Genomic DNA, 26163 nt, shown 5'->3' on the forward strand with positions numbered 1-26163 from the left:
GAAGCGTGACCCGATGACCACCTCCACGGCCTCGACCCCCACCCTGCTGTCCTCGTTGCGGGCGCGGCTGATGCCCGAGCGTCCCGGTGGGTGGCTGCGGGCCACCGCGTGGGCCTCCCTGCTGGCCAACGCCCTGCTCGTGCTCACCGGCGGGCTGGTGCGCCTGACCGGGTCCGGGCTGGGGTGCCCCACCTGGCCACGCTGCACCGAGGAGTCGTGGACCTCCACCCGCGCGATGGGGATGCACGGGGCGATCGAGTTCGGCAACCGGTTGCTGACCTTCGTGCTCGTCGCCGTCGCGGTGCTGACCTTCCTCGCCGTCTGGCGCTCCCGCCGCAGCCACCCGGGGCTGCTGTCGTTGGCCCTGGTCCTGGCCGGCGGCATCGTCGTGCAGGCCGTGGTCGGGGGCGTCACCGTGCGCACCGGGCTCAACCCGTGGGTGGTCGGCGTCCACTTCATGCTCTCGGCGGTGATGATCGCGGTCGCCGCGGTGCTGGTGGGCCGGGCCCGACGGGCGTCCCTGCCGCAGGTGGCGGCCGAGCAGCGCCCCGGGCAGGTCGGGGGACCGGCGGGGCGGTGGCTGCGGGGGACGGCGCTGGCCGTCGGCGCGCTGGCCTTCGTCGTGGTCTACGTCGGCACCCTGGTCACCGGGACCGGGCCACACGCCGGCGACGCCGGCGAGGTGGCCCGGCACACCTTCGACGCCTACGTGGTCACCAGGCTGCACACCCTCCCGGCCTACCTGCTGCTCGGCGTGACCGTGCTCGGGCTGGTGCAGGCCGCCCGTCAGGGGTGGCCCGCGACGGTCCGGCGGCCGCTGGCCCTCCTGGGGGGTGTGCTGGTGGTGCAGGGGGTCATCGGCTACTACCAGTTCTTCACCGGGCTGCCGGTCGTCGCGGTGGCCCTGCACCTGGTCGGTGCCGCGGTGCTCGTCGCGGTCGTGGGGACGGTCCTGGACCGGGCGTTCGTGGTCTCCGCGCCGGCCGGCGACGGCGTGGACGACGGTGCCCGCGTGGGGGCGACCAGCGCGGTGTGACCGGACGAGGGGCCGGGCCGGACGCCGGGCCGGGCCGCACGCCGCCCCGGCCGGAGCCGGACACGGGTCGGTCGTCGGTTGCTGCGGGTCGCGTGCTGCAGAAACCGGGCCGGGGCGCGCGACACGCCGCAGGCACGAGCGCACCGTGCGCGACACGCCGGTCAGGGTGCCGTTGGGTCGGAAGGACTCAGTCGGACCAGCGCAGGGCGCGTCGGGCCACGACACCGGCGGCGAGCGCCCAGGCCAGCAGCACCAGCAGCGGGCCCAAGGCGAACCGGCCGTCGACCAGGGCGGCGCGGAGGCCGTCCCCGAGGGCCGCGGACGGCAGCAAGGAGACGAACGGCGCCACCGTGTCCGGCATGGTGCTCGGCGGCAGGAGCACGCCGCCCCCTGCGGCCAGCAGCACCCAGACCAGGTTGGCCAGGGCCAGCACGGCCTCGGCCCGCAGCGCGCCGCCCAGGGTGGCCGCGAGCAGGGCGAAGGCCGCCGCGCCCAGGACGACGACGACGAGCGCGGGCAGCAGGCCCGCCGCGGCCGGACGCCACCCGAGCACCGCCGCGACCGCACCGAGGACGACCAGCTGCAGGGCGACGACGACCAGGACCGACAACGCCTTGGCCGTGAGCAGGCCGCCGCGGCCCAGCGGCGTGGTGCCCAGCAGGCGCAGCACCCCCCACCGGCGCTCGAAGGCGAGCAGGATCGCCTGCCCGGTGAAGGCGGTCGACATCACCGCCAGCGCGAGGACTCCAGGGGTGAGCACGTCGATGCGCTCCCTCCCGGCCCAGGGACCCGACGCGAGGTCGGGGTAGGGCACCAGCGCCAGCCCGACCAGGGCCAGGAGCGGCAGGACGAGGGAGACGACGAGCTGCTCCCCGTGGCTGAGCAGGCCGCGCGTCTCGAACCCGGCCTGCGCCAGCACCCGGCGGACGGGGGAGGCGGGCGGTGAGGCAGGGGTGGCCGGGGCGGCGGGCGGAGGGGTTGCCCCGGAGGGCGCGGTCCCGCTCACCGGACGACCTCGCTGTCGGCCAGCCGGAAGTAGGTCGCCTCCAGCCCCTCGGTGCCCGCGACCTCCGCCAGCGTCCCGTCGGCGACCACCCGTCCCGCCACCACGATGACGACCCGGTCGGCGAGGCGCTCGGCCTCCTCGAAGGAGTGCGTGGTCACCACGGTCGCGCAGCCGCCGGCCGCCGTCTCGGCGATGATCGAGTGCACCTCACGACGCGCGTGCGGGTCCAGCCCGGCCGTCGGCTCGTCGAGGAAGGCCACCTCGGGACGGCCCACGAGGGCACCCGCCAGGCGACCCGCTGGCGCTGGCCCCCGGAGAGACGGCGCACGGTCGTGCGGGCGAAGTCCTCGATGCCCAGCCGGCGCACGAGGGCGGGGACGTCGGCCGGACGCTCCCAGAACCGCGCCAGGTGCTGCAGCAGGGCCACCGGGCGGACCGACTGGGGCAGCCCACCGTCCTGGAGCATGACGCCGACCCGGGCACGGTGGGCCGCACCGGCTCCCCACGGGTCCGCACCGAGCACCCGCACGGTGCCGGCGTCCGGACGTCGCAGCCCGACGGCGATCTCGACGCCGGTGGTCTTGCCCGCACCGTTCGGGCCGAGCACGCAGGTGACCTCCCCGGACCGGGCGGACCAGGTCAGCCCGCGGAGCGCCTCCACGGCCCCGAAGCGCCGCACGACGCCGTCCATCAGCACGGCGGGAGGGGGAACGGTCACGGACGGCAACTCTAGTTGCTCGCCGAGGGAGCTCCTGCTTGGACCTGGCCGCGAAATAGGACACAATGGCATGGTGAATTTGGTGGAGGTGCAGGCCGAGTCCCGGACGCGGGACCGGGTGCGTCGCGCCGTGGGGGAGCGGGGCCCGGTCTCGGCTAGTGCCCTGGCCAAGGAGCTCGGCCTCACCGCGGCCGCCGTCCGGCGCCACCTCGACGCGCTCGAGCACGACGGCGTCATCGTCGAGCACGTGCCCTCCGGCGGCGCGCCCCGGGGGCGGGGCCGCCCGGCCCGGGCCTACGTGCTCACCGCCGAGGGGCAGGAGCAGTTCACCACCGCCTACGACGGGGTGGCGACCGCAGCCCTGCACTACCTCGCCGACACCATGGGGGAGCAGGCCGTCGAGAGCTTCGCCGACCAGCAGGTCGTCGAGCTCGAGGGACGTCTGCGCGCGGCCATGGACCGTCACCTGACGGCGTCCGGGGCCGACCCCGACGACCTGGACGCCCGTGCCTCGGCCCTGGCCGCGGCCCTCTCCGAGGAGGGGTATGCTGCCTCGGCCCGCCCGGTCGGACCGGGCGCCGGGCCGGCCGGCATCCAGCTGTGCCAGGGCCACTGCCCCGTCCGTTCGGTGGCCTCGGAGTTCCGGCACTTCTGCGAGGCCGAGACCGAGGCGATCTCCCGGATCCTCGGGGTGCACGTGCAGCGGCTGGCCACCCTGGCCGGCGGCGAGCACGTGTGCACCACCTTCGTGCCGACGGGTGCCCTGGGCGCCCGGGAGCCCACGCCGCAGGAGCGCGCGCGGGCCCGGCCCTACGTCATACCCCGCGCCACCCCGGAGACGACCGGGCCGCGCAGCACACCGACCACACCGACCCACGACCACCACGCCGACGAGAGGTCTGAGCGATGAGCACCAACATCGAGGAGCTGAACCCGGGTCTGAAGGACCTGGGCACCTACGAGTACGGCTGGGCCGACAGCGACGTGGCGGGAGCCACCGCGCGGCGCGGCCTGTCCGAGGAGGTCGTCCGCGGCATCTCGGCCATGAAGGACGAGCCGGCCTGGATGCTGGAGCAGCGGCTCAAGGCGCTGCGGCTGTTCGGCAAGAAGCCGATGCCGCACTGGGGCGCCGACCTGTCGGACATCGACTTCGACAACATCAAGTACTTCGTGCGCTCCACCGAGAAGCAGGCCACCAGCTGGGAGGACCTGCCCGAGGACATCAAGAACACCTACGACCGCCTGGGCATCCCCGAGGCCGAGAAGCAGCGCCTCGTCGCCGGCGTCGCCGCCCAGTACGAGTCCGAGGTCGTCTACCACCAGATCCGGGAGGACCTGGAGGAGAAGGGCGTCATCTTCGTCGACACCGACACCGGTCTGCGCGAGCACGAGGAGCTCTTCCGCGAGTACTTCGGCTCGGTCATCCCGGTGGGCGACAACAAGTTCGCCTCGCTGAACTCCGCGGTCTGGTCCGGCGGCTCCTTCATCTACGTCCCCAAGGGCGTGGAGGTGGACATCCCGCTGCAGGCCTACTTCCGGATCAACACCGAGAACATGGGCCAGTTCGAGCGGACCCTGATCATCGCCGACGAGGGCTCCTCGGTGCACTACGTCGAGGGCTGCACCGCGCCGATCTACAAGACCGACAGCCTGCACTCCGCCGTCGTCGAGATCGTCGTCAAGAAGGACGCCCGCGTCCGCTACACCACGATCCAGAACTGGTCCAACAACGTCTACAACCTGGTCACCAAGCGTGCGACCTGCGACGAGGGCGCGACCATGGAGTGGATCGACGGCAACATCGGCTCCAAGGTCACCATGAAGTACCCGGCCGTCTACCTCCTCGGCGAGCACGCCAAGGGCGAGACGCTGTCCGTCGCCTTCGCCGGCGAGGGCCAGCACCAGGACGCCGGCTCCAAGATGGTGCACGCCGCCCCGCACACCTCCTCGACCATCGTGTCCAAGTCGGTGGCCCGTGGTGGTGGCCGGTCCTCCTACCGGGGCCTGGTCCAGATCAACGAGGGGGCCCACCACAGCCGCTCCTCGGTGGTCTGCGACGCCCTGCTGGTCGACCAGATCTCCCGGTCCGACACCTACCCCTACGTCGACGTCCGCGAGGACGACGTGCAGATGGGCCACGAGGCGACCGTCTCCAAGGTGTCCGAGGACCAGATGTTCTACCTCATGTCCCGAGGCCTGTCCGAGACCGAGGCCATGGCGATGATCGTGCGCGGGTTCGTCGAGCCCATCGCCCGTGAGCTGCCCATGGAGTACGCCCTCGAGCTCAACCGCCTCATCGAGCTGCAGATGGAAGGAGCCGTCGGCTGATGTCGCTGCTCATCGACGAGAACACCCACGTGGACCCCGCCGCCCAGCTGGGTGGCGACCACCGGATCCCGGACCAGTCCCGGGCCGCCCGCACCCGGTCCTTCGACGTGGACGCCTTCGGGCTGCCCACGGGCCGGGAGGAGGAGTGGCGCTTCACCCCGGTCGACCGGCTGGGCCACGTGCTCTCCGACACCGCCACGGACGACGACGGCGACGACCACGCGGCCGAGTTCACGGTGGAGGCGCCCGAGCAGTTCGTCGCCGGCACCCTGGCCCCCGGCCAGGCCCCCCGCGGCACCGTGCTGGTGCCCGAGGACCGCGGCGCGGCCGTGGCCAGCGCCAACACCCCCGAGGCCCTGCACCTGCGGATCCCCGCCGACGTCGAGCACCCCGACCCCGTGCGCGTGCGGGTGCACGGCCGCGGCGCCGGGCGCCGGAGCAACGCGCACTACGTGCTCGAGGCCGAGCGGCACAGCAAGGCCCTGGTCATCCTCGACCACACCGGCAGCGCCGACCACACCGGCAACCTCGAGGTCGTCGTGGGCGACGGTGCGCAGCTGACCGTGGTCAGCCTGCAGCGCTGGGAGGACGACGCGCTCCACCTGGGCCAGCACGAGGCGCTCGTCGGCCGGGACGCGACCTACAAGCACATCGTCGTCACGCTCGGCGGCGGCATCGTGCGGGTCAACTCCAACGTCCGCTACGCCGGCCCCGGCGGGGACGCCACCCTGCTCGGCGTCTACTTCGCCGACGCCGGCCAGCACCTGGAGCACCGCTCGTTCGTGGACCACAACGCCCCCCGGTGCACCTCGCTGGTCACCTACAAGGGTGCGCTGCAGGGCGAGAGCGCCCGCACCGTGTGGGTCGGCGACGTGCTGATCCGCAAGGAGGCCGAGGGCATCGAGACCTACGAGCTCAACCGCAACCTGGTCCTCACCGACGGCGCCCGCGCCGACTCCGTGCCCAACCTGGAGATCGAGACCGGCGAGATCGCCGGCGCCGGCCACGCCAGCTCCACCGGCCGGTTCGACGACGAACAGCTGTTCTACCTGATGTCCCGCGGCATCACCGAGGACGAGGCCCGGCGCCTGGTCGTGCGCGGTTTCTTCGCCGACGTCGTCGCCAAGATCGGCGTGCCGGAGGTCGTCGACACCGTCATGGCCGCGATCGACGAGGAGCTCGCGCTCACCGCCGAGGTCGCCCCGGCATGAGGCAGCCCGCCGTCGCCGGTCCCGAGCCGGTGCACGTGTGCGCCCTCGGCGACCTGCCCGAGGTCGGCGCGGTCGTGGCCGACATCGGCGGGCGCCGGGTGTCGATCGCCCGCGACTCGGCCGGCCACGTGCACGCCTTCGACGACACCTGCACGCACGCCAACGTCTCGCTGGCCGAGGGCGACGTCGAGGGCGAGCTCATCGAGTGCTGGCTGCACGGGTCCCAGTTCGACATGACGACCGGTGAGCCCAAGAGCCTGCCCGCCACCCAGCCGATCGCGGTGCACACCGTGACCCTGGAGGGCGACCAGGTCTGGGTGACCCTCGCCGACTGACCCACCCCATACCCCCCTTCCTTCTCTTCCCAAGGAGCACCATGACCACCCTGGAGATCCGCGACCTGCACGTCAGCGTCGCCGACGACGACGCCACCGAGATCCTGCGCGGCGTCGACCTGACCATCAGCTCCGGCGAGACCCACGCGATCATGGGTCCCAACGGCTCGGGCAAGTCGACGCTGGCCTACGCGATCGCCGGCCACCCGAAGTACACCGTCACCAGCGGCCAGGTGCTGCTCGACGGCGAGGACGTCCTGGAGATGGGCGTCGACGAGCGCGCCCAGGCCGGGCTGTTCCTGGCCATGCAGTACCCCGTCGAGGTGCCCGGCGTCACCGTGTCCAACTTCCTGCGCACCGCCAAGACCGCGGTCGACGGCGAGGCCCCCAAGCTGCGCCACTGGGTCAAGGACATGAAGGGCGCCATGGAGGCCCTGCGGATGGACCCGGCCTTCGCCGAGCGCAACGTCAACGAGGGCTTCTCCGGCGGCGAGAAGAAGCGCCACGAGATCCTGCAGATGGAGCTGCTCCAGCCCAAGATCGCCATCCTCGACGAGACCGACTCCGGCCTGGACGTCGACGCGCTCAAGGTCGTCTCCGAGGGCGTCAACCGCGTCAAGGACGCCACCGGGCTGGGCGTCATGCTCATCACCCACTACACCCGCATCCTGCGCTACATCCAGCCGGACTACGTGCACGTGTTCATCAACGGGCGCGTGGCCGAGTCGGGCGGCAGGGACCTCGCCGACCGCCTGGAGGAGGAGGGCTACGACCGCTTCCTCACGGCCGGGGTCTGAGGACGACGGACGCCACCAGCCCCGCCGAGGAGGTATGACGATGGGCCGGCCCACCCCGCACGCGGGCACCGCGGAGCACGCCTCCGCGGCGCCGCGGCCGTTCAGCGAGGGCGAGTCCGCGCGGATCCGCGCGGACTTCCCGCTGCTGGGCCGCACGGTGCGTGGGGGCCGGCCGCTCGTCTACCTCGACAGCGGGGCGACCTCGCAGAAGCCGCGGGTCGTGCTGGACGCGGAGCGGGAGTTCTACGAGCGGCACAACGCCGCCGTGCACCGCGGCGCGCACCAGCTGGCCGAGGAGGCCACCGAGGCCTTCGAGGACGCCCGCGAGACCGTGGCCGGCTTCCTCGGCGCCGACGCCGGTGAGGTCGTCTTCACCAAGAACGGCACCGAGGGCCTGAACCTGCTGGCCTACGCCTTCTCCAACGCCGCCGCCCCGGGCGCGCTGGACGGTGTCGACGAGGACTGGGCCGCCCGGCTGCGGCTCGGCCCCGGCGACGAGGTCGTGGTGACCGAGATGGAGCACCACGCCAACCTCGTGCGTGGCAGGAGCTGTGCCGCCGCACCGGCGCCACGCTGCGCTGGATCGGGGTGAGCGACGACGGGCACCTCACCGACCCGGCGGAGGTGGTGGGGGAGCGGACCAAGGTCGTGGCCCTGACCCACGTGTCCAACGTCCTCGGGACGCTCAACGACCTGGGCCCCGACTCCCCGGTCGTGGCCGCGGCCCGCCGGGTGGGGGCGCTGGTGTTCGTGGACGCCTGCCAGAGCGCGCCGCACCTGGACGTCACCGCGCTGACGCCCCGGGTTCGGGCGTGGACGCGCTCGTGCTCACCGGGCACAAGACGCTGGGCCCCTCCGGCGTCGGGGTGCTGTGGGCCCGGCGCGCGCTGCTCGAGGCGATGCCGCCCTTCCTCACGGGCGGGTCGATGATCGAGGTCGTCCGCATGGAGGGCTCCACGTGGGCGCCCCCGCCGGCCAAGTTCGAGGCCGGGGTGCCGATGGCCGCCCAGGCCGTCGGCCTGGCGGCGGCGTTGCGCTACCTGTCCGGCCTCGGTCTGGACCGGGTGCACGCCCACGACCGGATGCTCACCGGGCACGCGCTGGCGGCCCTCGCCGAGCGGCCCTGGGTGCGGGTCCTGGGACCGACCGACCCGGCCGACCGGGTCGGCTGCGTCTCCTTCGTCGTCGACGAGGTCCACCCGCACGACGTCGGGCAGGTCCTCGACGACGCCGGGGTGGCCGTGCGGACCGGGCACCACTGCGCCTGGCCGCTGCACCGGCGGCTCCGCGTCCCGGCCTCCACGCGGGCCAGCTTCGGGGTCTACACCACCCCGGCGGAGATCGACGCCTGGCTGGAGGCCCTCGACCGGGTGCCCACGATCTTCCGGACGGGAGCGGCCTGATGGACCTCTACGGCGAGCTCATCCTCGACCACGCCAAGCGGCCCCGGCACGCCGGGCTGCGCGAGCCGTACGACGTCGAGGTCAACCACGTCAACCCCACCTGCGGCGACGAGATCAGCCTCCGGGTGCACGTGGTCGGCGAGGGTCCCGACGCGGTCCTGCAGGACCTGTCCTACGACGCCCTCGGCTGCTCGATCTCGGTGGCCTCCACGTCGGTCCTGGCCGAGGAGTCGATCGGCCGGCCGGTCGCCGAGACCCTGGAGACCTACCGGCACCTGCACGACATGCTCACCAGCCGGGGGGCCGACGCGGGCGACCCGGAGCAGATCGGCGACGCCGTCGCCTTCGCCGGCGTCGCCCGCTACCCGGCCCGGGTCAAGTGCGCGCTGCTGTCCTGGTCGGCCTACCTCGACGCGCTGGCCCGGGCGGGGGCGGACATCTCGGCCGCGAGCACCGACCAGGGCACCAGGCCCGGCCGGGCCGACGCCCGGGACAGCACGCCCAGACCCTGAGAGACTGGCCGACGAGGCCGGTCCCCGACCACCCACCGACCCCTTCCGTTGGAGGAACCATGAGCGAGACCACCGCACCGCCGAACGTGGCGGACATCGAGGAGGCCCTGCGCGACGTCGTGGACCCCGAGCTGGGCATCAACGTCGTCGACCTCGGCCTCGTCTACGGCGTGACCGTCGACGCCGCCCACCACGTCGTCATCGACATGACGCTGACCTCGGCGGCCTGCCCGCTGACCGACGTCATCGAGGACCAGATCGCCCAGTCCCTGGAGGGCCTGGTGGCCAGCCACCGGATCAACTGGGTCTGGATGCCGCCGTGGGGTCCGGACAAGATCACCGACGACGGCCGCGAGCAGCTGCGCGCCCTCGGCTTCAACGTCTGAGCCGGTGGGCCGGCCGGACGGCCCGGACGCGACGGTCGACGTCGCGCCCGAGCGGCTGGACGGCTGGCTGAGCCGGTTCGCCGACTCCCACGGGGAGGTCACCTGGTCCGTCGTCGACGGGCCGGCGGCCTCCCCGTGGTCGTGGGCGGCGGATGCCGCCGACGGCTCGTGGGCCCGGCTGACCTCCTGGTGCGCGCCGGCAGGGGAGCGGGCCACGGGGGAGTGGGCCCTGCCCCCGGCGCTGCTCGTCCTCCTCGTCCGGCGGGGAGGGTATGCCGTGGCCGTCGCCGCCCCCGACGGGTCGCTCGCCGCCGCCAAGGTGGGGACCCGCCACGTGCAGTCCCGCACAGCCGCCGGCGGCTGGTCGCAGCAGCGCTACGCCCGCCGCCGCGCCCATCAGGCCGACGCCCTCGTCGAGGCGGTCGTCGGCCACGCCGGGCGCGTCCTCGAGGAGGGGGAGCAGGGCACCGGTCCCGTCGGGGGGCTGGTGCTGGGTGGCGATCGGACGCTGGCCGCGCAGGTGCTCGAGGCCGTGGCGACGGGCCCGCGGGCCCGGCTGCACGGCATACCCCGCAGGGAGCTGTGGGACGTGGCCGACCCCCGGCGGTCGGTCCTCGAGGAGGCCGTCCGCCGGGGGCGGGCCGCGCGCGTGACGGTGCACAACGCCTGACCGGGTCGGTCGGGCGGGGGAGCGGTCAGCCGCCGACGGCCACCGGCTCGTCCGCGTCCCGCTCGTCCCGGCGCCACGGGTCGCCCTGGCGCGGGGCGTCGTAGCGCTCCCGGTCCAGGATCCCCTGCCGCCTGGCCACGATCGTGGGCACGAGCGCCTGGCCGGCGACGTTGGTCGCGGTGCGGCCCATGTCGAGGATCGGGTCGACCGCCAGCAGCAGTCCGACGCCCTCCAGGGGCAGGCCCAGCGTGGACAGGGTCAGCGTGAGCATGACGGTGGCGCCGGTGACGCCGGCCGTGGCCGCCGAGCCGAGAACCGCGACGAAGGCGATGAGCAGGTAGTCGGTCACCCCGAGGCTGACCCCGAAGAACTGGGCCACGAAGATCGCCGCGATCGCCGGGTAGACCGCCGCGCAGCCGTCCATCTTGGTCGTCGCGCCCAGCGGCACGGCGAAGGAGGAGTAGGCGCGGGGGACACCGAGGTTGCGCTCGGTGACCGCCTGGGTCACCGGCAGGGTGCCGATCGAGGAGCGGGAGACGAAGCCCAGCTGGATCGCCGGCCAGGCACCGGTGAAGAACTGCCGGACCGAGAGGCCGTGGAGGCGCAGCAGCACCGGGTAGAGCACCCCGACGACGAGCAGCAGGCCCACGTAGACCGCCAGGGTGAACCGGCCCAGCGAGCCGATGGTGGTCCAGCCGTAGGACACCACGGCGTTGCCGAGGAGGCCGACCGTGGCCAGGGGCGCCAGCAGGATGACCCACCACAGCACCTTCTGCACGACGGTCAGGGCCGACCGGGTGAAGGTGAGGAAGGGTTCGGCCTCCCGGCCGACCTTGATGACGGCGACGCCGACGGCGATGGCCAGCACGAGGATCTGCAGGACGCTGAAGGACAGCGAGACCGAGCCCTCGTCGCCGCCGCGGGCGCTCAGCCCCAGGACGTTGGCCGGCACGATGCCGGTGAGGAAGTCCAGCCAGGAGCCGGTGCGGGAGGGCTCGGCCGCGTCGGCGGCGCTGACGCCGGCGCCCCGTGCCGGGTCCACGACCCAGCCCACCACGAGGCCGATCCCGACGGAGACGAGGGCGGTGACCGCGAACCACAGCAGGGTGCTCCACGCCAGCCGGGCGGCGTCGGTCACCTCCCGCAGGTTGGCGATGCTGGAGACGATGGCGAGGAAGACCAGCGGCGGCACGATGGTGCGCAGCAGGGTGACGAAGGTGGAGCCGATGATGGACAGGGTCTGGGACAGCCAGGTCGGGTTCTCGGCGCTGGCGCCGGTGGCGCGGGCCACGAGACCCAGCACGACACCGAGCACGAGGCCGATGAGGACCTGGGTGCCGAAGGAGACCCGGGGGAGACGGGAGAGCACGGACGAGCCTTTCGGGAGGGGCGGATCGGTATGCGGTGCCGCACCGCCCCAGGGCCCCTCGAGCTGGTCCCGGGTCGGGTGCGACACCGGGGACCAACTCCCCGCCGGCTCAGGTCATTCCGTCACCTTATGGTGATGTGCACCACGTGTTATGAGACGCTCAGGCGTCGTGGTCGTCCACGCTGCCTGCGTTGAGCACGTCGCACTGGTTCGGGTCGCCCGACTCGTAGCCGCGCATGAACCAGCCCATCCGCTGCTCGGAGGAGCCGTGCGTCCACGTGTGCGGGGTGACCTGGCCCTGCATCCGCTCCTGGATCGAGTCGTCGCCCACGGCGGCGGCCGCCGACAGCGCCGACTCGATGTCCTCACGGCTCAGCGGCTCGAGCAGCAGGTTGCCGTCGGCGTCCCGCGTGCGGGTGGCGTTGCCCGCCCAGGCCCCGGCGAAGCAGTCCGCCTGCAGCTCGACGCGGACCGCACCGGACTCCGGACCCTGCTGGTCCTGCTGGGAGGCCCGCAGCGCACCGGTCCAGTTCTGGATGTGGTGGCCGTACTCGTGGGCCAGGACGTACATCTGGCTGAAGTTGCCGCCGTCGGCACCCAGCTGCCCCTCGAGCTGGGAGAAGAAGCCCGTGTCCAGGTAGATCGTGCGGTCCACGGGGCAGTAGAACGGGCCCACCTGGCTGCTGGCCGTCCCGCAGCCGGTGTTCACCTGGCCGGTGAAGATGATCGCCTCGGTCGTGTCGGCCTCGGGGGCCACCTGCTCCCAGTAGTCGACGAGGGAGACCATGGTGGCCTTCATCCGGCAGTCGACGTCCTCGTTGGCGTCCGCACCGGTCTGGCACTCCTCCAGCTCCACGTTCTGCGCTGAGGACGGCGCCTGGCCGCCCCCGCCGCCGAGGATCGCGCCGGGGTCGCCGCCGAAGAGCATGACGACCAGGGCGAGCAGGATGGTGCCGATGCCGCCGCCGACGGCCAGGCCGCCCCCGCCGCCACCGCCGCGCCGGGCGGCGCCCGAGCCGATGTTGGCGTTCTCCCTGAAGGTCATCCGTCCCGCCTCCGCCGTGGTCCTGCGCCGGTCGGGTGAGCGGCGCCTAGCGCGTAGACTAGCCCCTGGTCACCAGGAGCACCCACGGTGCCGGTCGACCACCACCCCCGTCCCCCGACCCCGTCCCGGGGTCGTCGTCGCGCCCGAGGAGAAGACGCATGATCACCGCCAGCGGCGTCGAGGTGCGCGTGGGCTCCCGGCTGCTCATGGAGGACGTCTCCTTCCGCGTCGGCCCCGGCGACCGGGTCGGCCTGGTCGGCCGCAACGGGGCCGGCAAGACGACGCTGACCCGGATCCTGGCCGGCGAGGGCGAGCCGGCCGCCGGGACCGTCGGCCGCACCGGCGACGTGGGCTACCTGCCGCAGGACCCGCGCACCGGCGACCTCGACGTCCTCGGCCGCGACCGGATCCTCTCGGCCCGCGGCCTGGACGAGGTCATCCGGGGGATGCGCCGGGCCGAGGAGGCGATGGCGCAGGGCGAGGGGGACGTGCGTGAGCAGGCGATGGCCCGCTACTCCCGGCTCGAGGCCGCGTTCACCGCCCGCGGCGGCTACGCCGCCGAGGCGGAGGCCGCCTCCGTCGCCAGCTCCCTGGGGCTGCCGGACCGCGTGCTGGGCCAGCCGCTGCGCACGCTCTCCGGCGGGCAGCGCCGCCGGATCGAGCTCGCCCGGATCCTCTTCTCCGGGGCCTCGACCCTGCTGCTGGACGAGCCGACCAACCACCTGGACGCCGACTCCGTGGTCTGGCTGCGCGACCACCTGCGCAGCTACGCCGGCGGGCTGGTCATCATCTCCCACGACGTGAACCTCATCGAGACCGTCGTCAACAAGGTCTTCTACCTGGACGCCAACCGGCAGGTGCTCGACGTCTACAACATGGGGTGGAAGGCCTACCTGGCCCAGCGGGAGGCCGACGAGCGCCGCCGGCACCGGGAGCGGGCCAACACCGAGAAGAAGGCCGCCGCCCTCATGGCCCAGGCGGACAAGATGAGGCCAAGGCGACCAAGGCGGTGGCGGCGCAGAACATGGCCCGCCGTGCCGAGCGGATGCTCGCCGGCCTCGAGGGGGAGCGGCAGTCCGACAAGGTCGCCCGGCTGCGCTTCCCCACCCCGGCGCCGTGCGGCCGCACGCCGCTGACCGCCGAGGGCCTGTCCCGTTCCTACGGCTCGCTGGAGATCTTCACCGACGTCGACCTGGCGGTCGACCGGGGCTCCCGGGTCGTGGTCCTGGGCCTCAACGGCGCCGGCAAGACCACCCTGCTGCGCCTGCTCGCCGGGATCGACACCCCCGACACCGGCGAGGTCGTCCCGGGCCACGGGCTCAAGCTGGGCTACTACGCCCAGGAGCACGAGACCCTCGACGTGGAGCGGTCGGTCCTGGCGAACATGAAGTCCGCCGCGCCCGACCTCGACGAGACCGAGACCCGCAAGGTGCTGGGGTCCTTCCTCTTCACCGGCGACGACGTCGACAAGCCGGCCGGGGTGCTCTCCGGCGGGGAGAAGACCCGGCTGGCCCTGGCGATCCTCGTGGTGTCGGCGGCCAACGTGCTGCTCCTGGACGAGCCCACCAACAACCTCGACCCTGCCTCCCGGGAAGAAGTGCTGGCCGCGCTGCGCTCCTACGAGGGCGCGGTCGTCCTCGTCAGCCACGACGAGGGCGCGGTCCAGGCCCTGGAGCCGGAGCGGGTGCTCCTGCTCCCCGACGGGGTCGAGGACCTGTGGGGCCGGGACTACGAGGACCTGATCGCGCTGGCCTGACCGGCCACGGACGAGCGGCGCGCCCCGGCGCGCCGGAGGAGGAGCGCGGATGACCATCGGCACCGGGATGCGCGGGGGCATGACCTACCGCAGCTTCACCAAGGACCCCTCCGTGCGCGACCACCGGCTCGCCGCCGGCACCGCCCGCCGGGTGCTGGGCTACGGTCGCCCGTTCCTGCGCGAGATCGTGGTCTACCTGGCGCTGACCATCCTCGCCGGGGTCCTCGTCACCGCCGTCCCCCTGCTCCTGCGCCGGATCATCGACAACGGGGTGGAGGTCGGCGACCGCGACGTGGTGATCCGCCTCGGCCTCGTCGTCGCCGGGATCGCCTTCCTCGAGGCGCTGGTCACCGTCACCAGCCGGTGGCTGGGCTCCCGGATCGGGGAGGGGCTGATCCTCGACCTGCGCGCCGAGGTCTTCTCCCACGTCCTGCGCCAGCCGATCGCCTTCTTCACCCGGGCCCAGACCGGGGCGCTGGTCAGCCGGCTCAACAGCGACGTCATCGGGGCCCAGACCGCGTTCACTTCGATCCTGTCCGGCCTCGTCAGCAACGTGGTCCAGCTGGTCCTCATCCTGGCGGCGCTGCTGTCGATGAGCTGGCAGATCACGGTGCTGGCGCTGCTGCTGCTGCCGATCTTCCTCGTGCCGGCCCGGTTCATGGGCGCCCGGCTCTCGGCCCTGACCCGCCGGCAGATGGGCCTCAACGCCGACATGCACACCCGGATGACCGAGCGGTTCAACGTGGCCGGCGCCCTGCTCGTGCGCCTCTTCGGGCGCCCCGAGGAGGAGGACGAGCAGTATGCGGTGCGCGCCCGGGGGGTGCGGGACGCCGGGGTGGCCATCGCCGTCAACCGCGTCGTCTTCATGGCCGGCCTGGGGCTGGTCGCCTCGCTGGCCACCGCGCTCGTCTACGGGATGGGCGGGCTGATGGCCGTGGCCGGCGAGCTGACCGTGGGCACCCTCGTGGCCATGGCCGCGCTCCTGTCCCGGCTCTACGGCCCGCTCACCGCCCTGTCCAACGTCCGCGTCGACATCATGACCGCCCTGGTGTCCTTCGAGCGGATCTTCGAGGTGCTCGACCTGCAGCCGCTCGTGCGCGAGGCGCAGGACCCGGTCGACATCCCCGAGGGACCCGTCGGCGTCACCCTGGAGGACGTCTCCTTCGCCTACCCGGCGGCTGAGGAGGTGTCCCTGGCCTCGCTGGAGCAGCGTCCGGAGGCGGAGACCCTGGACGGCCGCCCGGTGCTGGAGCACCTCGACGTGCGCGTGCCGGCGGGCTCGATGGTGGCCCTGGTGGGCCCCTCGGGCGCCGGCAAGACGACGCTGACCAACCTCGTCGCCCGGCTGCACGACCCCACCTCCGGCACGGTCCGGATCGGTGGCGTGGACCTGCGCGAGGCGTCGATGGAGTCGTTGCGCCGCACCGTGGGCGTGGTCACCCAGGAGGCGCACATGTTCAACGACACCGTGCGCGTCAACCTGCTCTACGCCCGCCCCTCGGCCACCGAGGACGAGCTGTGGGAGGCCCTGCGCGGCGCCCGGATCGAGGAGCTCGTGCGCCGGCTCCCGGACGGGCTGGAGACCGTCGTGGGCGACCGGGGCCACCGGCTCTCCGGCGGCGAGAAGCAGCGGCTGGCGATCGCCCGCCTGCTGCTGAAGTCACCCTCCGTCGTGGTGCTCGACGAGGCCACCGCCCACCTGGACAGCGAGTCCGAGGCCGCCGTGCAGCGGGCCCTGGACCAGGCGCTGGCCGGCCGGACCTCGATGGTCATCGCCCACCGGCTCTCCACCGTGCGTGACGCCGACCTCATCCTCGTGCTCCAGCACGGGCGGGTGGTCCAGCGGGGCACCCACGAGCAGCTGCTCGCCGAGGGCGGTCTCTACCGCGCCCTGCACGACACCCAGTTCAGGGAGTGACCCCGCACGCGCGCCCGGCCGGCGCGGTCCGGGCCTGGCGGCTCAGGCGTCCTCCTCGTCCCAGATCCGGACCTTGCGCGGGCGTGGCTGCCGGGGCGCGGCCGTCCCGGCCGCCTCCTGCTCCTCGCGCGCCGTCTGGCGGGCCATGACGAGGACGAGGACCAGCCCCACGGGGACCGTGAGCCACCACTGCAGCGCGTAGGCGAAGTGGGAGCCGAGCCGGGTGTCCGGCCGGGGGAGCGCGGCGGGCCGCTCCGCAGGGGCCGGTTCCTCGTCCTCCAGGATCAGGTAGGCGCCCACGAGCGGCTGCCCCGTCGCCTCGGCCAGCCCGGGCAGGTCGACCGAGGCCAGCTGCCCGGCGGGCAGGTCCCGGCCCAGGTCGGGCTCGGACGGGCGCAGCCACCCGGTGACCGTCACCGGCCCCGCCGGCGGGTCCGGGACCTCCGGGACGGTCGCCGCCGTCTCCGCGTTGCGCACCCACCCGCGGTCGACCGCCACCGCGGTGCCCTCGACCGTCTCCAGGGGGACGAGCACCTCGTAGCCGAAGACGCCCTGGTAGGGCCGGTTGCGGACGAGGTGCTGGTCGGACGCGGCATACCTGCCGTCCGCCTCGACGCGCCGCCACTCCTGGTCCGGCGGCAGCGTCCCGTCGGGGCGCAGGACCTCCGTCAGGGGCACGGCGGGGGCGTCGTAGTTGGCCTCGACGAGGTCGCGGCGCTCGACCTTCTCCTCGTGGCGCTGCCACTGCCAGGCGCCCAGGCCGCTCGTGGCCACGCCGAACACCACGGCGAGCAGGAGGTAGGCGATCCACCGGGGTCGCCGCAGCACGGAGAGCACCTCAGCCGTCCGCCTCCGTGAGGTCCTCCACGGGGACCACGTCGATGAGGAAGCCGCGCAGCTGGACGAAGTCGCGCAGGGAGTCGCGGTGGTCGGGGCAGGCGAGCCACACCTTGCGACGGTCGGCGGTGTGCAGCCGGGGGTTGCGCCAGCGGACGGCCGCCACCGCCCGGGCCCGGCAGCCCTTGGCGCTGCAGACCAGCCGGTCCCCGGGCACGGGGCCGGGCACGCGGAGCGGACCGGTGGTCACGAGGCCTCCCGGTGGTCGGCCTCGTCCGCCGGCCGGCGCGAGACCACCGTGCCCACGATCGGTCCGTCGTCGGGCCGGTCGGGAGGGCGGTCGTCGTCCTCGTCGGCCGGGACGGGCCCGGCGCCCAGCCCCTGGACGGGGGACCGCGGTGCCGGTCCGGTGACCGAGGCACGCCGGTCCACCGCGTTGGCCAGCATCACCGCGATCGAGGGCAGCACGGCGGCCGCCACGACGAGCAGCGCGCCGACGACGTACCACTCCGAGACGATCGCCCACACCGCCAGCGGGAAGGAGATCGTGCGGAAGCCCATCGCCAGCAGGTAGCTGCGCATCCGCCGACGCCGGTCGGCCTCGACCGAGGGCCCGGCCGAGGTCACCGCCTGGACGGGGCGGCGCGAGGGGCCGGGGCGGGACGGGGTGGGCACCGCTCCACGATACGACTACGGTGGCGTCCGTGACTGCTCCCGCCCCCACGCCCGAGCCCGCCGACAGCTCCGCCCAGCCCCAGGCCGTCCTGGTCACCGGCGGCAACCGGGGCATCGGCCTGGCCATCGCCCGCGCCTTCGCCGAGGACGGCCACGACGTCGTCGTCACCCACCGCAGCGGCGAGCCGCCGGAGGGACTGCGGGGCGTGCGGTGCGAGGTCACCGACAGCGAGAGCGTCGACGCGGCGTTCACCGAGGCCGAGCAGCTCCTCGGCCGGCCGGTGCAGGTGCTCGTGGCCAACGCGGGCATCACCCGGGACGGGCTGCTCATGCGGATGAGCGACGAGGACTTCGAGGCGGTGGTGGACACCAACCTCGCCGGCGCCTTCCGCTGCGCCCGCCGCGCGGTCAAGGGGATGATCCGGGCCCGCGCCGGGCGGATCATCCTCGTCTCCTCCGTGGTCGGGCTCCTGGGCTCCGCGGGGCAGACCAACTACGCCGCCTCCAAGGCCGGGCTGGTCGGCCTGGCCCGGTCGATCACCCGCGAGCTGGGTGGACGCGGCATCACCGCCAACGTGGTCGCCCCCGGCTTCGTCCGCACCGAGATGACCGACGAGCTGTCCGAGGACCTGCAGAAGACCTACCTCTCGCAGATCCCGGCGGGCCGGTTCGCCACGCCCGAGGAGGTCGCGCGCGTGGTGCGCTTCCTGGCCGGCCCGGAAGCGGCATACATCAGCGGTGCGGTGATCCCCGTGGACGGCGGCCTGGGGATGGGGCACTGAGGACGCCTCCGCGCCTCCGACGACCGGGGCCGGGCACGCACTAGAGTCTCGCCCATGCTCCTCGACGGCAAGAAGATCCTCGTCACCGGTGTCCTCATGGACACCTCCATCGCCTTCCACGTGGCCCGGCTGGCGCAGGAGCAGGGGGCGCAGGTCGTGCTGACCTCCTTCGGCCGCACCTTCCGGATCACCCAGACGATCGCCAAGCGGCTCCCGCAGCCGGCGCCGGTGATCGAGCTGGACGTCACCGACACCGAGCACCTCGACACGCTCGCCGAGCGGCTGGGCGAGCACGTCGACCACCTCGACGGCGTGCTGCACTCGATCGGCTTCGCCCCCAAGGGCGCCTTCGACTTCATGCAGGCGCCGTGGGAGGACGTCGCGACCGCCGTGCGGGTCAGCGCCTACTCGCTCAAGGCGCTCGCCGCCGCCTGCCTGCCGCGGATGGGGGAGGGCGGCTCGGTGGTCGGGCTGACCTTCGACGCGCAGTACGCCTGGCCGATGTACGACTGGATGGGCGTGGCCAAGGCGCCTTCGAGGCGACCAGCCGCTACCTGGCCCGCGACCTCGGCCCGCAGGCATCCGGTCCAACCTCGTCTCGGCCGGCCCCATCGCCACGACGGCCGCCAAGTCGATCCCGGACTTCGAGCAGTTCGCCAGGTGGGGCGAGCACGCGCCGCTGGGCTGGGACGTCAAGGACCCGGTGCCCACTGCGCAGGCGTGCGTGGCGCTGCTGTCCGACTGGTTCCCGGCGACGACGGGCGAGATCGTGCACGTCGACGGCGGCTACCACGCCACCGGGTTCTGACCGGGGTGCTGGCCCAGGTTTCCGGCCTGGGCCGGTCGGCCTGACCGGGATCCGGTCAGGAGGCCTCAGCCCTCGATGATCGTCCCCTTGCCGACCACGGTGATCCCGGAGTCGGTGACGGTGAACCCGCGGGCCAGGTCCTGGTCCCGGTCCACGCCGATGTGCACGCCGGCGGGGACGAAGACGCCCTTGTCGATGATCGCCCGGTGGATCTGGCAGGACCGGCCGATCTCCACCCCGTCCATGAGGACCGACCGGGTGACGTGGCTGAAGCTGTGCACCTTGACCCGCGGCGAGAGCACCGAGTCGCTGACCGTGGACCCGGAGATGACGCAGCCGGGGGAGACGGCGGAGTTGACGGCGTGGCCGATGCGGTCGCCGGAGCCGTGCACGAACTTGGCCGGCGGCTGCGGGCCGTAGTTGGTGTAGATCGGCCAGGCCTCGTTGTAGATGTTGAACACCGGGTGCACCGAGACCAGGTCCATGTGGGCGTCGTAGTAGGAGTCGATCGTCCCCACGTCGCGCCAGTAGCCGCGGTCCCGGTCGGTCGCGCCGGGGATGTCGTTGTCCTTGAAGTCGTAGACCCAGCCGTCGCCGGCCCGCACGAACGCCGGGACGATGTCCCCGCCCATGTCGTGCGAGGAGTCCTCGTCCTGGGAGTCCTCGACCACCGCGCGCTCCAGGGCGTCGGCGGTGAAGACGTAGTTGCCCATGGAGGCGAGCACCTCGTCGGGGTTGTCCGGCAGGCCCTCCGGCGACTCCGGCTTCTCCAGGAACTCCTTGATCCGGCGCGGGTCGTCGGCGTCGACCTCGATGACGCCGAACTGGTTGGCCAGCGAGATCGGCTGGCGGATCGCGGCGACCGTGCAGTCGGCCCCGCTCTCCACGTGCTGGGCCACCATCTGGGAGAAGTCCATCCGGTAGACGTGGTCGGCCCCCACGACGACGACGATGTCGGGCTTCTCGTCGTGCATGAGGTTCAAGCTCTGGTAGATCGCGTCGGCCGAGCCGGCGAACCACTGCTTGCCGACCCGCTGCTGGGCCGGCACCGGGGCGACGTAGTTGCCCAGCAGGGTCGACATGCGCCACGTCTTGGTGATGTGCGCGTCGAGGGAGTGCGACTTGTACTGCGTCAGCACGACGACCTTGAGGTAGCCGGAGTTGACGATGTTGGACAGGGCGAAGTCGATGAGCCGGTAGATCCCCCCGAAGGGGACCGCGGGCTTGGCCCGGTCGGCCGTCAGCGGCATCAGCCGCTTGCCCTCCCCGCCGGCCAGGACGATCGCCAGGACCTTGAGACGCGAACCGCGCTGCGCTGCCATGACACGACCCTATGGCCTTTGGCCGACCCTTGGCGAGGGGGGGGGGGCGGCCTCCCCGGCGCGCGGACCGCATACCCGCACCCCTGTCCCCCCGCGGCCCGCACCACTAGGTTGGTGGTGTGCGCATCGACATCCTGACCCGCGAGTACCCGCCCCACATCTACGGAGGAGCCGGTGTGCATGTCGCCGAGCTCACCCGGGCCCTGCGCAGCCTGGAGGGGGTGCAGGTGCAGGTGCGTGCCTTCGACGACCCGGTGGAGGAGGAGGGCACGACGGGGTATGCCGTGCCCGCCGGCCTCGAGGAGGCCAACGGGGCGCTGCGGACCCTGGGGGTGGACCTGCTCATGGCCCGGGACGTGGCCGGGGGTGGCGCCGACCTGGTCCACTCGCACACCTGGTACGCCAACATGGGCGGCCACCTCGGCGGAATGCTGGCCGGCATCCCGCACGTGGTCAGCGCGCACAGCCTGGAGCCGCTGCGCCCATGGAAGGCCGAGCAGCTGGGGGGTGGCTACGGCATCAGCTCGATGGCCGAGAAGGTCGCCTACGAGGGGGCGGCCGGGATCGTGGCCGTCTCGGCGGGCATGCGCCGCGACATCCTGGCGGCCTACCCCTCGGTCGACCCCGACAAGGTGCACGTGGTGCACAACGGCATCGACAGCGAGCTGTGGCGGCGGGACACCTCCGAGAAGGCCGCGGAGTTCGTCCGGTCCCAGGGCCTGGACCCGCAGGCGCGCACGGCGGTGTTCCTGGGCCGGATCACCCGGCAGAAGGGGCTGCCCTACCTGCTGCGGGCCCTGCGCGCGGTCGACGACGACGTGCAGATCGTCCTGCTGGCCGGTGCCCCCGACACGAAGGAGATCGAGGCCGAGGTCGTCGGCCTGGTCGACCAGCTGCGCGCCGACCGGGGCGAGGGGGCCGCTCCCGTCGTGTGGATCGGCGAGATGCTGCCGCGGGAGAAGGTGATCGCGGTCCTCTCGCACGCGACCGTCTTCCTGTGCCCGTCGGTCTACGAGCCGCTGGGGATCGTCAACCTCGAGGCCATGGCCTGCGGGGCACCGGTCGTGGCCACGGCCACCGGCGGCATCCCCGAGGTCGTCCTCGACGGCGAGACCGGCTGGCTGGTCCCGATCGAGCAGGTCTCCGACGGCACCGGCACGCCCGTCGACGAGGACGCCTTCGTCGCCGACCTGGGCCAGGCCATGGTCGCCGCCCTGTCCGACCCCGAGGAGGCCGCCCGGCGCGGGGAGGCTGGCCGCCGGCGGGCCGTCGAGCAGTTCGCCTGGACGACCATCGCCGAGCGCACGGTCGAGGTCTACCGCGCCGTCCTGGAGGGCCGCGCCCCCCAGCTGCCCGAGCTGGGGTAGCTCCTCGCGGCCCGGGCGGCTACCGGCCCGGCGTGTCGCGCACTGTGCACGTTCAGCTGCGGCGTGTCCCGTGCCCTGGCACCGATCTCGCACCAAGCACCGCCTCCGAGACGAACCGTCAGGCTCCGATCTCGCGCTGCCGCACGTGGATCCGGGACAGGTCGCGCCCGAGGTTCTGCCGGACGACCGTGCGGATCCGCTCCAGGACCTCCTCCGGTCGCCGGGCGATGCTCGACGGCGTCACCGGGACCACGACGATCCCGTGCTCGACGTAGGTGGCGTCCTTCTCGACCGTGGCCGACCACAGGTCCCGCCCCTCGTCGTCGTAGCCGCTGTGGTGCTGGCGGGAGTGCACCTGCACCGCCACCCCGGCGGAGGCGAAGTAGCCGTCCGGGCACCCGATCACCTGTCCGTCCGGCATCGTGAGGACCGGGTTGAGGAGATAGGGCGGCAGGTCGGCGGCAGCACGGACGAGCTCGGCGAGAACTGCCTCGGGGACGCTCCACGCGCCCTCGGTGAACTCCTGGAGTGCGGCCCGGACCGTCCGCAGACCTCTCGTCGACCGCTGGGCCAGCTCGTCGTGGAGCAGCCTCGGGTGCGTCAGCCTTCGCTGCAGCGCGGCGATCGTCGTCGACCGCAGCGCTTCTCCGGTCAGACCCTGGAGCACGGCGGCGTCGCAGAGGGCCCACGCGACCGTCGTGACCGGGAGGCCTTCCCAGTGCCGTGCCACCTGGACCGGACGGGCCGTGCGCCTCGTCGCCACGTCAGCCTGCCTGCGGGCTCGTCGGGTGCACGGCACCAGGAACAGGCAGTTCCCCAGGGGGCTGACCGGCAGGCCGTAGCGGTCCAGGGCCACCCGTCCGGTCAGCACCGCTCCGTCCCCGGCCCACAGGTGGGCGGCGACGAGGCGGTCGTCCGGACCCATCGGCCCACGGTGCGGGGCGAAGACACCCGGGTAGACGCGCTGGATGGTCCGTCCCTCCGCGTGCCGGATCGCGTCCCCCGACCAGCCGGCGTCCCGCAGCTGGAGGGAGGTCGCCAGGCCACGCTGGTGGTCCAGGTGAGGAAACGTCCGGGTCACGCCCACACGTGGCCGGGACCGGACGGGTTCGTCGTCGGGCATGACGGCGATGGTGCTGGGCCGCCTGCGGCTGGGCCAGTCTGCCGCCGACGCTGTGGAAGAGGTGCGCTGGCGTCTCGACCATGTGCAGGCCTGGCTGCTGCGGGTCCCGTGCTGCGCCGACGGTGCTCAGGCCCGCGACACGCCGCAACGCTTCCGCACAGTGCACGACACGCCGGGGCGGGGGGGGCGGGATTGCTGCGGCCGACGAGACGCCGGGGCGGGATGAGGCACGGCCGCCGAGACGCCGGGCCGGTCTCCCTACGACCGGTAGGCCAGGTGCAGGGCCGCGGCGTTGGTCGCGTCGGCGAGCGCCGTGGTGGCCCGGCCCTGCAACCGGCGGAGCACCTCGGCCCGGGCGGCCGTCGTCGCCGCGTCGAGCGACCCGGTCACCGCGTCCAGGCCCGCGTCGGCCAGGCGCAGCACGGTGCCGGCCAGGTCGATCACCCGCAGGGCCCGCGGGGGCAGCCCGTCCGGGAGCCCCCAGCTGCCGGCACCGTCCCTGACCGCCCTGGCGCGGGCGGCCCCACGGTCGGCGTCGGGGCCGAAGGGCGGTGCCCCGGCACGGAGCAGCTCCTCGGTCGACCCGGCCAGGGCGGTCCGCAGCCCCAGCTCGATCTGCCCCAGGTCCAGGGCCTCGATCCGGTGGGTCGGCACCGGCTCGGCCGGGTAGGCGGTCCACCGGGCCGACCACCCCTGGTCGCCCTCGGGGCCGAACGTCTCCAGGGTCGGGACCAGCGCCCCGCCGAGCTGTGGCACGAAGACGCACTCCTGGGCCCGGGTGGCGGCGTCGACGAGCTCGACCGGGCCCCGCGGCATACCCGCGACGTCACCGGGGCGGGGGAGGGCCACCAGCACCGCCCGCTCCCCGAGGGAGGCCCACAGCCGCATCCCCTCGACCAGGCCGCTGACCTCGTCGACGTCGGGCAGGGCCCGGCGCGGCAGCTCGTCGACGGGCACCCGCCCCTGCAGGGCGCCGGTGCCCCACAGGGCGACGCGGACGCCGGCGGGCAGCTCGTGCTCGGACACGGCCCCGATGGTATGCCGCGACCACCCGCGGGGCGGCGCGGCACCGCGTTCAGGGGTGACTAGAGTGGCGCACCATGAGCGATGTCCTCGAATTCGCCGGAGTCGGCGTGCGCCGCGGGACGACCGACCTGCTCAAGGACGTCGACTGGTCGATCGAGGAGGGGGAGCGCTGGGTCGTCATCGGCCCCAACGGTGCCGGCAAGACCACCCTGCTGCAGCTGGCCGCCGCCCGGATGCACCCCACGACCGGCGTGGCCGGCGTGCTCGGCGAGGTGCTGGGCACGGTCGACGTCTTCGAGCTCCGTCCGCGGATCGGCGTCTCCAGCGCGGCCGTGGCCGACCGGATCCCCGACGAGGAGCGGGTCAGCGACGTCGTCGTCACCGCCGCCTACGGGGTGCTGGGCCGGTGGCGGGAGGAGTACGACGCCGCCGACGAGCAGCGGGCCGCCGAGCTGCTCGAGGCACTGGGCGTCGCCCACCTCTCCCGGCGTCGTTTCGGCACGCTCTCCGAGGGTGAGCGCAAGCGCGTGCAGATCGCCCGCGCGCTGATGACCGACCCAGAGCTCATGCTGCTCGACGAGCCGGCTGCCGGCCTGGACCTGCGCGGGCGGGAGGACCTCGTGGGGCGCCTCAGCCTGCTCGCCGAGGACCTCGAGGCGCCGGCCATGGTGCTGGTGACCCACCACGTCGAGGAGATCCCCCCGGGGTTCACCGACATCCTCATGCTGCGGGACGGCGGGGTGGTCGCGGCGGGGCCGATCGAGGTGACCCTGACGGCGGAGAACCTCTCGGCGACCTTCGGCATCCCGCTCGTCGTCGACCGGCACGGGCGACGCTGGTCGGCCCGGGCCCAGCAGCCGGAGGCGACCACGGACGGCCGGCAGACGCGCCCCGAGGAGCCGACCGCCCGGTGAGCGTCTGGGAGATCCTCGCCATCATCCTGGCGGGGCTGGCCGCCGGGACCATCAACACCATCGTCGGCTCGGGCACGCTCGTGACCTTCCCGACCCTGCTGTTCTTCGGCTACCCCCCCGTGTCGGCCAACATCTCCAACAGCCTCGGCCTCGTGCCCGGCGGCATCACCGGGGCCTGGGGCTACCGGCACGAGCTGCGCACGCTCGGACCCATGCTGCGCCGGCTGGCCCCGGCCTCCCTGGTGGGCTCCGTCATGGGTGCGCTGCTGCTGCTCGTGCTGCCGCCGGCCGCGTTCGAGGCGATCGTGCCCGTCCTCATCTTCCTGGCACTGCTGCTGGTCGTCTTCGGCCCGCGACTGTCGGCCTGGGCCGCCCGGCACCACGCCGACCGGATCACCCCCGGCCGGTGGGTCGTCCTGCTGCTGGGCATCCTCGTGGCGGGGATGTACGGCGGCTACTTCGGCGCGGCCCAGGGCGTCCTGCTGCTCGGCATCATGAGCATCCTGCTGCCGCTGGGGATCCAGCAGATCAACGGGATCAAGAACGTGCTCGGCATGATCGTCAACTTCGTCGCCGCCGTCGTCTTCATCATCGTCGCCCCCGGCACGGTCAACTGGACGATCGTGGTCCTCATCAGCATGGGCTCGCTCGTCGGCGGCGTCGTCGGGGCGCGGGTCGGCCGGGCCATGCCGCCGGCGCTGCTGCGGGCCGTGATCGTCGTCATCGGCTCGGTCGCCATCGTCAACCTGCTGCTGACCTGATGACGCCCGCAGAGCCGCCGGCCGGACCGCCGGCGCAGCCACCGCCCCTTCCTCCCGG

General features: G+C 73.5%; 25 protein-coding genes and 3 pseudogenes. 17 read left to right on the top strand and 11 right to left on the bottom strand.

Annotated features, from left to right (window positions below):
* Window positions 1-13: 13 nt before the first annotated feature.
* Window positions 14-1036: a COX15/CtaA family protein gene (locus tag BJF81_RS15170; RefSeq protein ID WP_075959026.1), complete on the top strand. Its 1023-nt coding sequence runs from the start codon at window positions 14-16 to the stop codon at window positions 1034-1036.
* Between the two features lie 187 nt (window positions 1037-1223).
* Here the strand turns inward: BJF81_RS15170 and BJF81_RS15175 are convergent, their stop codons facing one another.
* Genes BJF81_RS15175 through BJF81_RS15180 form a run of 3 tightly spaced genes read right to left on the bottom strand, consistent with a single transcriptional unit; the run spans window position 1224 to window position 2760 of the window.
* A complete protein-coding gene (locus BJF81_RS15175) occupies window positions 1224-2042 on the bottom strand; it encodes an ABC transporter permease (protein WP_237770280.1) in 819 nt (272 codons plus the stop codon).
* Window positions 2039-2200, bottom strand: a complete 162-nt coding sequence (locus tag BJF81_RS21675) for a hypothetical protein (protein WP_446740570.1) — start codon at window positions 2198-2200, stop codon at window positions 2039-2041. The genes BJF81_RS15175 and BJF81_RS21675 overlap by 4 nt, the downstream gene beginning before the upstream one ends.
* Entirely contained in the window at window positions 2197-2760 is a 564-nt protein-coding gene (locus tag BJF81_RS15180; protein ID WP_446740571.1) for an ATP-binding cassette domain-containing protein, read from the bottom strand. The genes BJF81_RS21675 and BJF81_RS15180 overlap by 4 nt, the downstream gene beginning before the upstream one ends.
* Before the next feature lie 70 nt (window positions 2761-2830).
* Between BJF81_RS15180 and BJF81_RS15185 the strand changes: the two genes are divergently transcribed.
* The 9 genes and pseudogenes from BJF81_RS15185 to BJF81_RS15225 all read left to right on the top strand — a co-directional run bounded on the left by BJF81_RS15185 (window position 2831) and on the right by BJF81_RS15225 (window position 10402).
* Entirely contained in the window at window positions 2831-3670 is an 840-nt protein-coding gene (locus BJF81_RS15185) for a helix-turn-helix transcriptional regulator (RefSeq protein ID WP_075959027.1), read from the top strand.
* Entirely contained in the window at window positions 3667-5088 is a 1422-nt protein-coding gene (gene sufB / locus BJF81_RS15190; protein WP_075959028.1) for a Fe-S cluster assembly protein SufB, read from the top strand. The genes BJF81_RS15185 and sufB overlap by 4 nt, the downstream gene beginning before the upstream one ends.
* Window positions 5088-6299: a Fe-S cluster assembly protein SufD gene (gene sufD, locus BJF81_RS15195; protein WP_075959029.1), complete on the top strand. Its 1212-nt coding sequence runs from the start codon at window positions 5088-5090 to the stop codon at window positions 6297-6299. The genes sufB and sufD overlap by 1 nt, the downstream gene beginning before the upstream one ends.
* Window positions 6296-6634, top strand: coding sequence for a non-heme iron oxygenase ferredoxin subunit (locus tag BJF81_RS15200; RefSeq protein ID WP_075959030.1), 339 nt, complete (start codon window positions 6296-6298; stop codon window positions 6632-6634). Before sufD ends, BJF81_RS15200 begins: the two co-directional genes overlap by 4 nt.
* A gap of 41 nt (window positions 6635-6675) precedes the next feature.
* Window positions 6676-7431 (top strand): Fe-S cluster assembly ATPase SufC, encoded by a 756-nt coding sequence (gene sufC, locus BJF81_RS15205; protein ID WP_075959031.1) that lies wholly within the window; start codon window positions 6676-6678, stop codon window positions 7429-7431.
* Between the two features lie 34 nt (window positions 7432-7465).
* Window positions 7466-8834: pseudogene (locus tag BJF81_RS15210) on the top strand (aminotransferase class V-fold PLP-dependent enzyme).
* Window positions 8834-9346: a Fe-S cluster assembly sulfur transfer protein SufU gene (gene sufU, locus BJF81_RS15215; protein WP_075959032.1), complete on the top strand. Its 513-nt coding sequence runs from the start codon at window positions 8834-8836 to the stop codon at window positions 9344-9346. The pseudogene BJF81_RS15210 and the gene sufU overlap by 1 nt, the downstream one beginning before the upstream one ends.
* A 59-nt stretch (window positions 9347-9405) precedes the next feature.
* Entirely contained in the window at window positions 9406-9732 is a 327-nt protein-coding gene (locus BJF81_RS15220) for a metal-sulfur cluster assembly factor (protein ID WP_075959033.1), read from the top strand.
* Window positions 9733-9736: 4 nt separating this feature from the next.
* Window positions 9737-10402, top strand: a complete 666-nt coding sequence (locus BJF81_RS15225) for an acVLRF1 family peptidyl-tRNA hydrolase (RefSeq protein ID WP_075959034.1) — start codon at window positions 9737-9739, stop codon at window positions 10400-10402.
* A gap of 25 nt (window positions 10403-10427) precedes the next feature.
* Here BJF81_RS15225 and BJF81_RS15230 read toward each other — a convergent pair whose 3' ends face one another.
* Together BJF81_RS15230 and ypfJ are read right to left on the bottom strand one after the other, a co-directional pair.
* Window positions 10428-11771, bottom strand: a complete 1344-nt coding sequence (locus tag BJF81_RS15230) for a dicarboxylate/amino acid:cation symporter (protein ID WP_075959035.1) — start codon at window positions 11769-11771, stop codon at window positions 10428-10430.
* Window positions 11772-11931: 160 nt separating this feature from the next.
* On the bottom strand, window positions 11932-12816 hold the full coding sequence (gene ypfJ / locus BJF81_RS15235; RefSeq protein WP_075959036.1) for a KPN_02809 family neutral zinc metallopeptidase: 885 nt from the start codon (window positions 12814-12816) through the stop codon (window positions 11932-11934).
* 158 nt (window positions 12817-12974) lie between these two features.
* Between ypfJ and BJF81_RS15240 the strand changes: the two are divergent.
* Together BJF81_RS15240 and BJF81_RS15245 are read left to right on the top strand one after the other, a co-directional pair.
* Window positions 12975-14572: pseudogene (locus BJF81_RS15240) on the top strand (ABC-F family ATP-binding cassette domain-containing protein).
* Window positions 14573-14621: 49 nt separating this feature from the next.
* The gene (locus BJF81_RS15245) at window positions 14622-16490 is read left to right on the top strand and encodes an ABC transporter ATP-binding protein (RefSeq protein ID WP_075959037.1); all 1869 of its coding nucleotides are present in this window, start codon (window positions 14622-14624) and stop codon (window positions 16488-16490) included.
* 42 nt (window positions 16491-16532) lie between these two features.
* Here the strand turns inward: BJF81_RS15245 and BJF81_RS15250 are convergent, their stop codons facing one another.
* The 3 genes from BJF81_RS15250 to BJF81_RS15260 are packed head-to-tail and all read right to left on the bottom strand — an operon-like array spanning window position 16533 to window position 18002.
* Window positions 16533-17318 (bottom strand): SURF1 family cytochrome oxidase biogenesis protein, encoded by a 786-nt coding sequence (locus BJF81_RS15250; RefSeq protein WP_237770281.1) that lies wholly within the window; start codon window positions 17316-17318, stop codon window positions 16533-16535.
* 10 nt (window positions 17319-17328) lie between these two features.
* The gene (locus BJF81_RS15255; RefSeq protein ID WP_237770282.1) at window positions 17329-17577 is read right to left on the bottom strand and encodes a hypothetical protein; all 249 of its coding nucleotides are present in this window, start codon (window positions 17575-17577) and stop codon (window positions 17329-17331) included.
* Complete coding sequence (locus BJF81_RS15260) at window positions 17574-18002, bottom strand: DUF3099 domain-containing protein (protein ID WP_075959039.1); 429 nt, start codon at window positions 18000-18002, stop codon at window positions 17574-17576. Before BJF81_RS15260 ends, BJF81_RS15255 begins: the two co-directional genes overlap by 4 nt.
* 29 nt (window positions 18003-18031) lie before the next feature.
* Here BJF81_RS15260 and fabG point away from each other — a divergent pair, with 29 nt between their 5' ends.
* Together fabG and fabI are read left to right on the top strand one after the other, a co-directional pair.
* Window positions 18032-18784 (top strand): beta-ketoacyl-ACP reductase, encoded by a 753-nt coding sequence (gene fabG, locus BJF81_RS15265; RefSeq protein WP_075959067.1) that lies wholly within the window; start codon window positions 18032-18034, stop codon window positions 18782-18784.
* A gap of 54 nt (window positions 18785-18838) precedes the next feature.
* Window positions 18839-19592 (top strand): annotated as a pseudogene (gene fabI / locus BJF81_RS15270) (enoyl-ACP reductase FabI).
* Between the two features lie 65 nt (window positions 19593-19657).
* Here the strand turns inward: fabI and glgC are convergent.
* Window positions 19658-20914 (bottom strand): glucose-1-phosphate adenylyltransferase, encoded by a 1257-nt coding sequence (gene glgC, locus BJF81_RS15275; RefSeq protein ID WP_075959040.1) that lies wholly within the window; start codon window positions 20912-20914, stop codon window positions 19658-19660.
* 119 nt (window positions 20915-21033) lie between these two features.
* Here glgC and glgA point away from each other — a divergent pair, with 119 nt between their 5' ends.
* Window positions 21034-22281, top strand: a complete 1248-nt coding sequence (gene glgA / locus BJF81_RS15280; RefSeq protein ID WP_075959041.1) for a glycogen synthase — start codon at window positions 21034-21036, stop codon at window positions 22279-22281.
* Window positions 22282-22399: 118 nt separating this feature from the next.
* Here the strand turns inward: glgA and BJF81_RS15285 are convergent, their stop codons facing one another.
* Both BJF81_RS15285 and BJF81_RS15290 read right to left on the bottom strand, forming a co-directional pair.
* Window positions 22400-23404: a hypothetical protein gene (locus BJF81_RS15285; RefSeq protein WP_143780896.1), complete on the bottom strand. Its 1005-nt coding sequence runs from the start codon at window positions 23402-23404 to the stop codon at window positions 22400-22402.
* Between the two features lie 258 nt (window positions 23405-23662).
* Window positions 23663-24430 (bottom strand): hypothetical protein, encoded by a 768-nt coding sequence (locus tag BJF81_RS15290; protein WP_083664284.1) that lies wholly within the window; start codon window positions 24428-24430, stop codon window positions 23663-23665.
* A gap of 74 nt (window positions 24431-24504) precedes the next feature.
* Here BJF81_RS15290 and BJF81_RS15295 point away from each other — a divergent pair, with 74 nt between their 5' ends.
* Window positions 24505-25344 (top strand): ABC transporter ATP-binding protein, encoded by an 840-nt coding sequence (locus BJF81_RS15295; RefSeq protein WP_075959044.1) that lies wholly within the window; start codon window positions 24505-24507, stop codon window positions 25342-25344.
* Entirely contained in the window at window positions 25341-26105 is a 765-nt protein-coding gene (locus BJF81_RS15300) for a sulfite exporter TauE/SafE family protein (RefSeq protein ID WP_075959045.1), read from the top strand. The genes BJF81_RS15295 and BJF81_RS15300 overlap by 4 nt, the downstream gene beginning before the upstream one ends.
* Window positions 26106-26163 lie beyond the last annotated feature (58 nt).

It is taken from the genome of Ornithinimicrobium sp. CNJ-824, from assembly GCF_001942405.1.
Taxonomy (GTDB): Bacteria; Actinomycetota; Actinomycetes; order Actinomycetales; family Dermatophilaceae; genus Ornithinicoccus; species Ornithinicoccus kibberensis.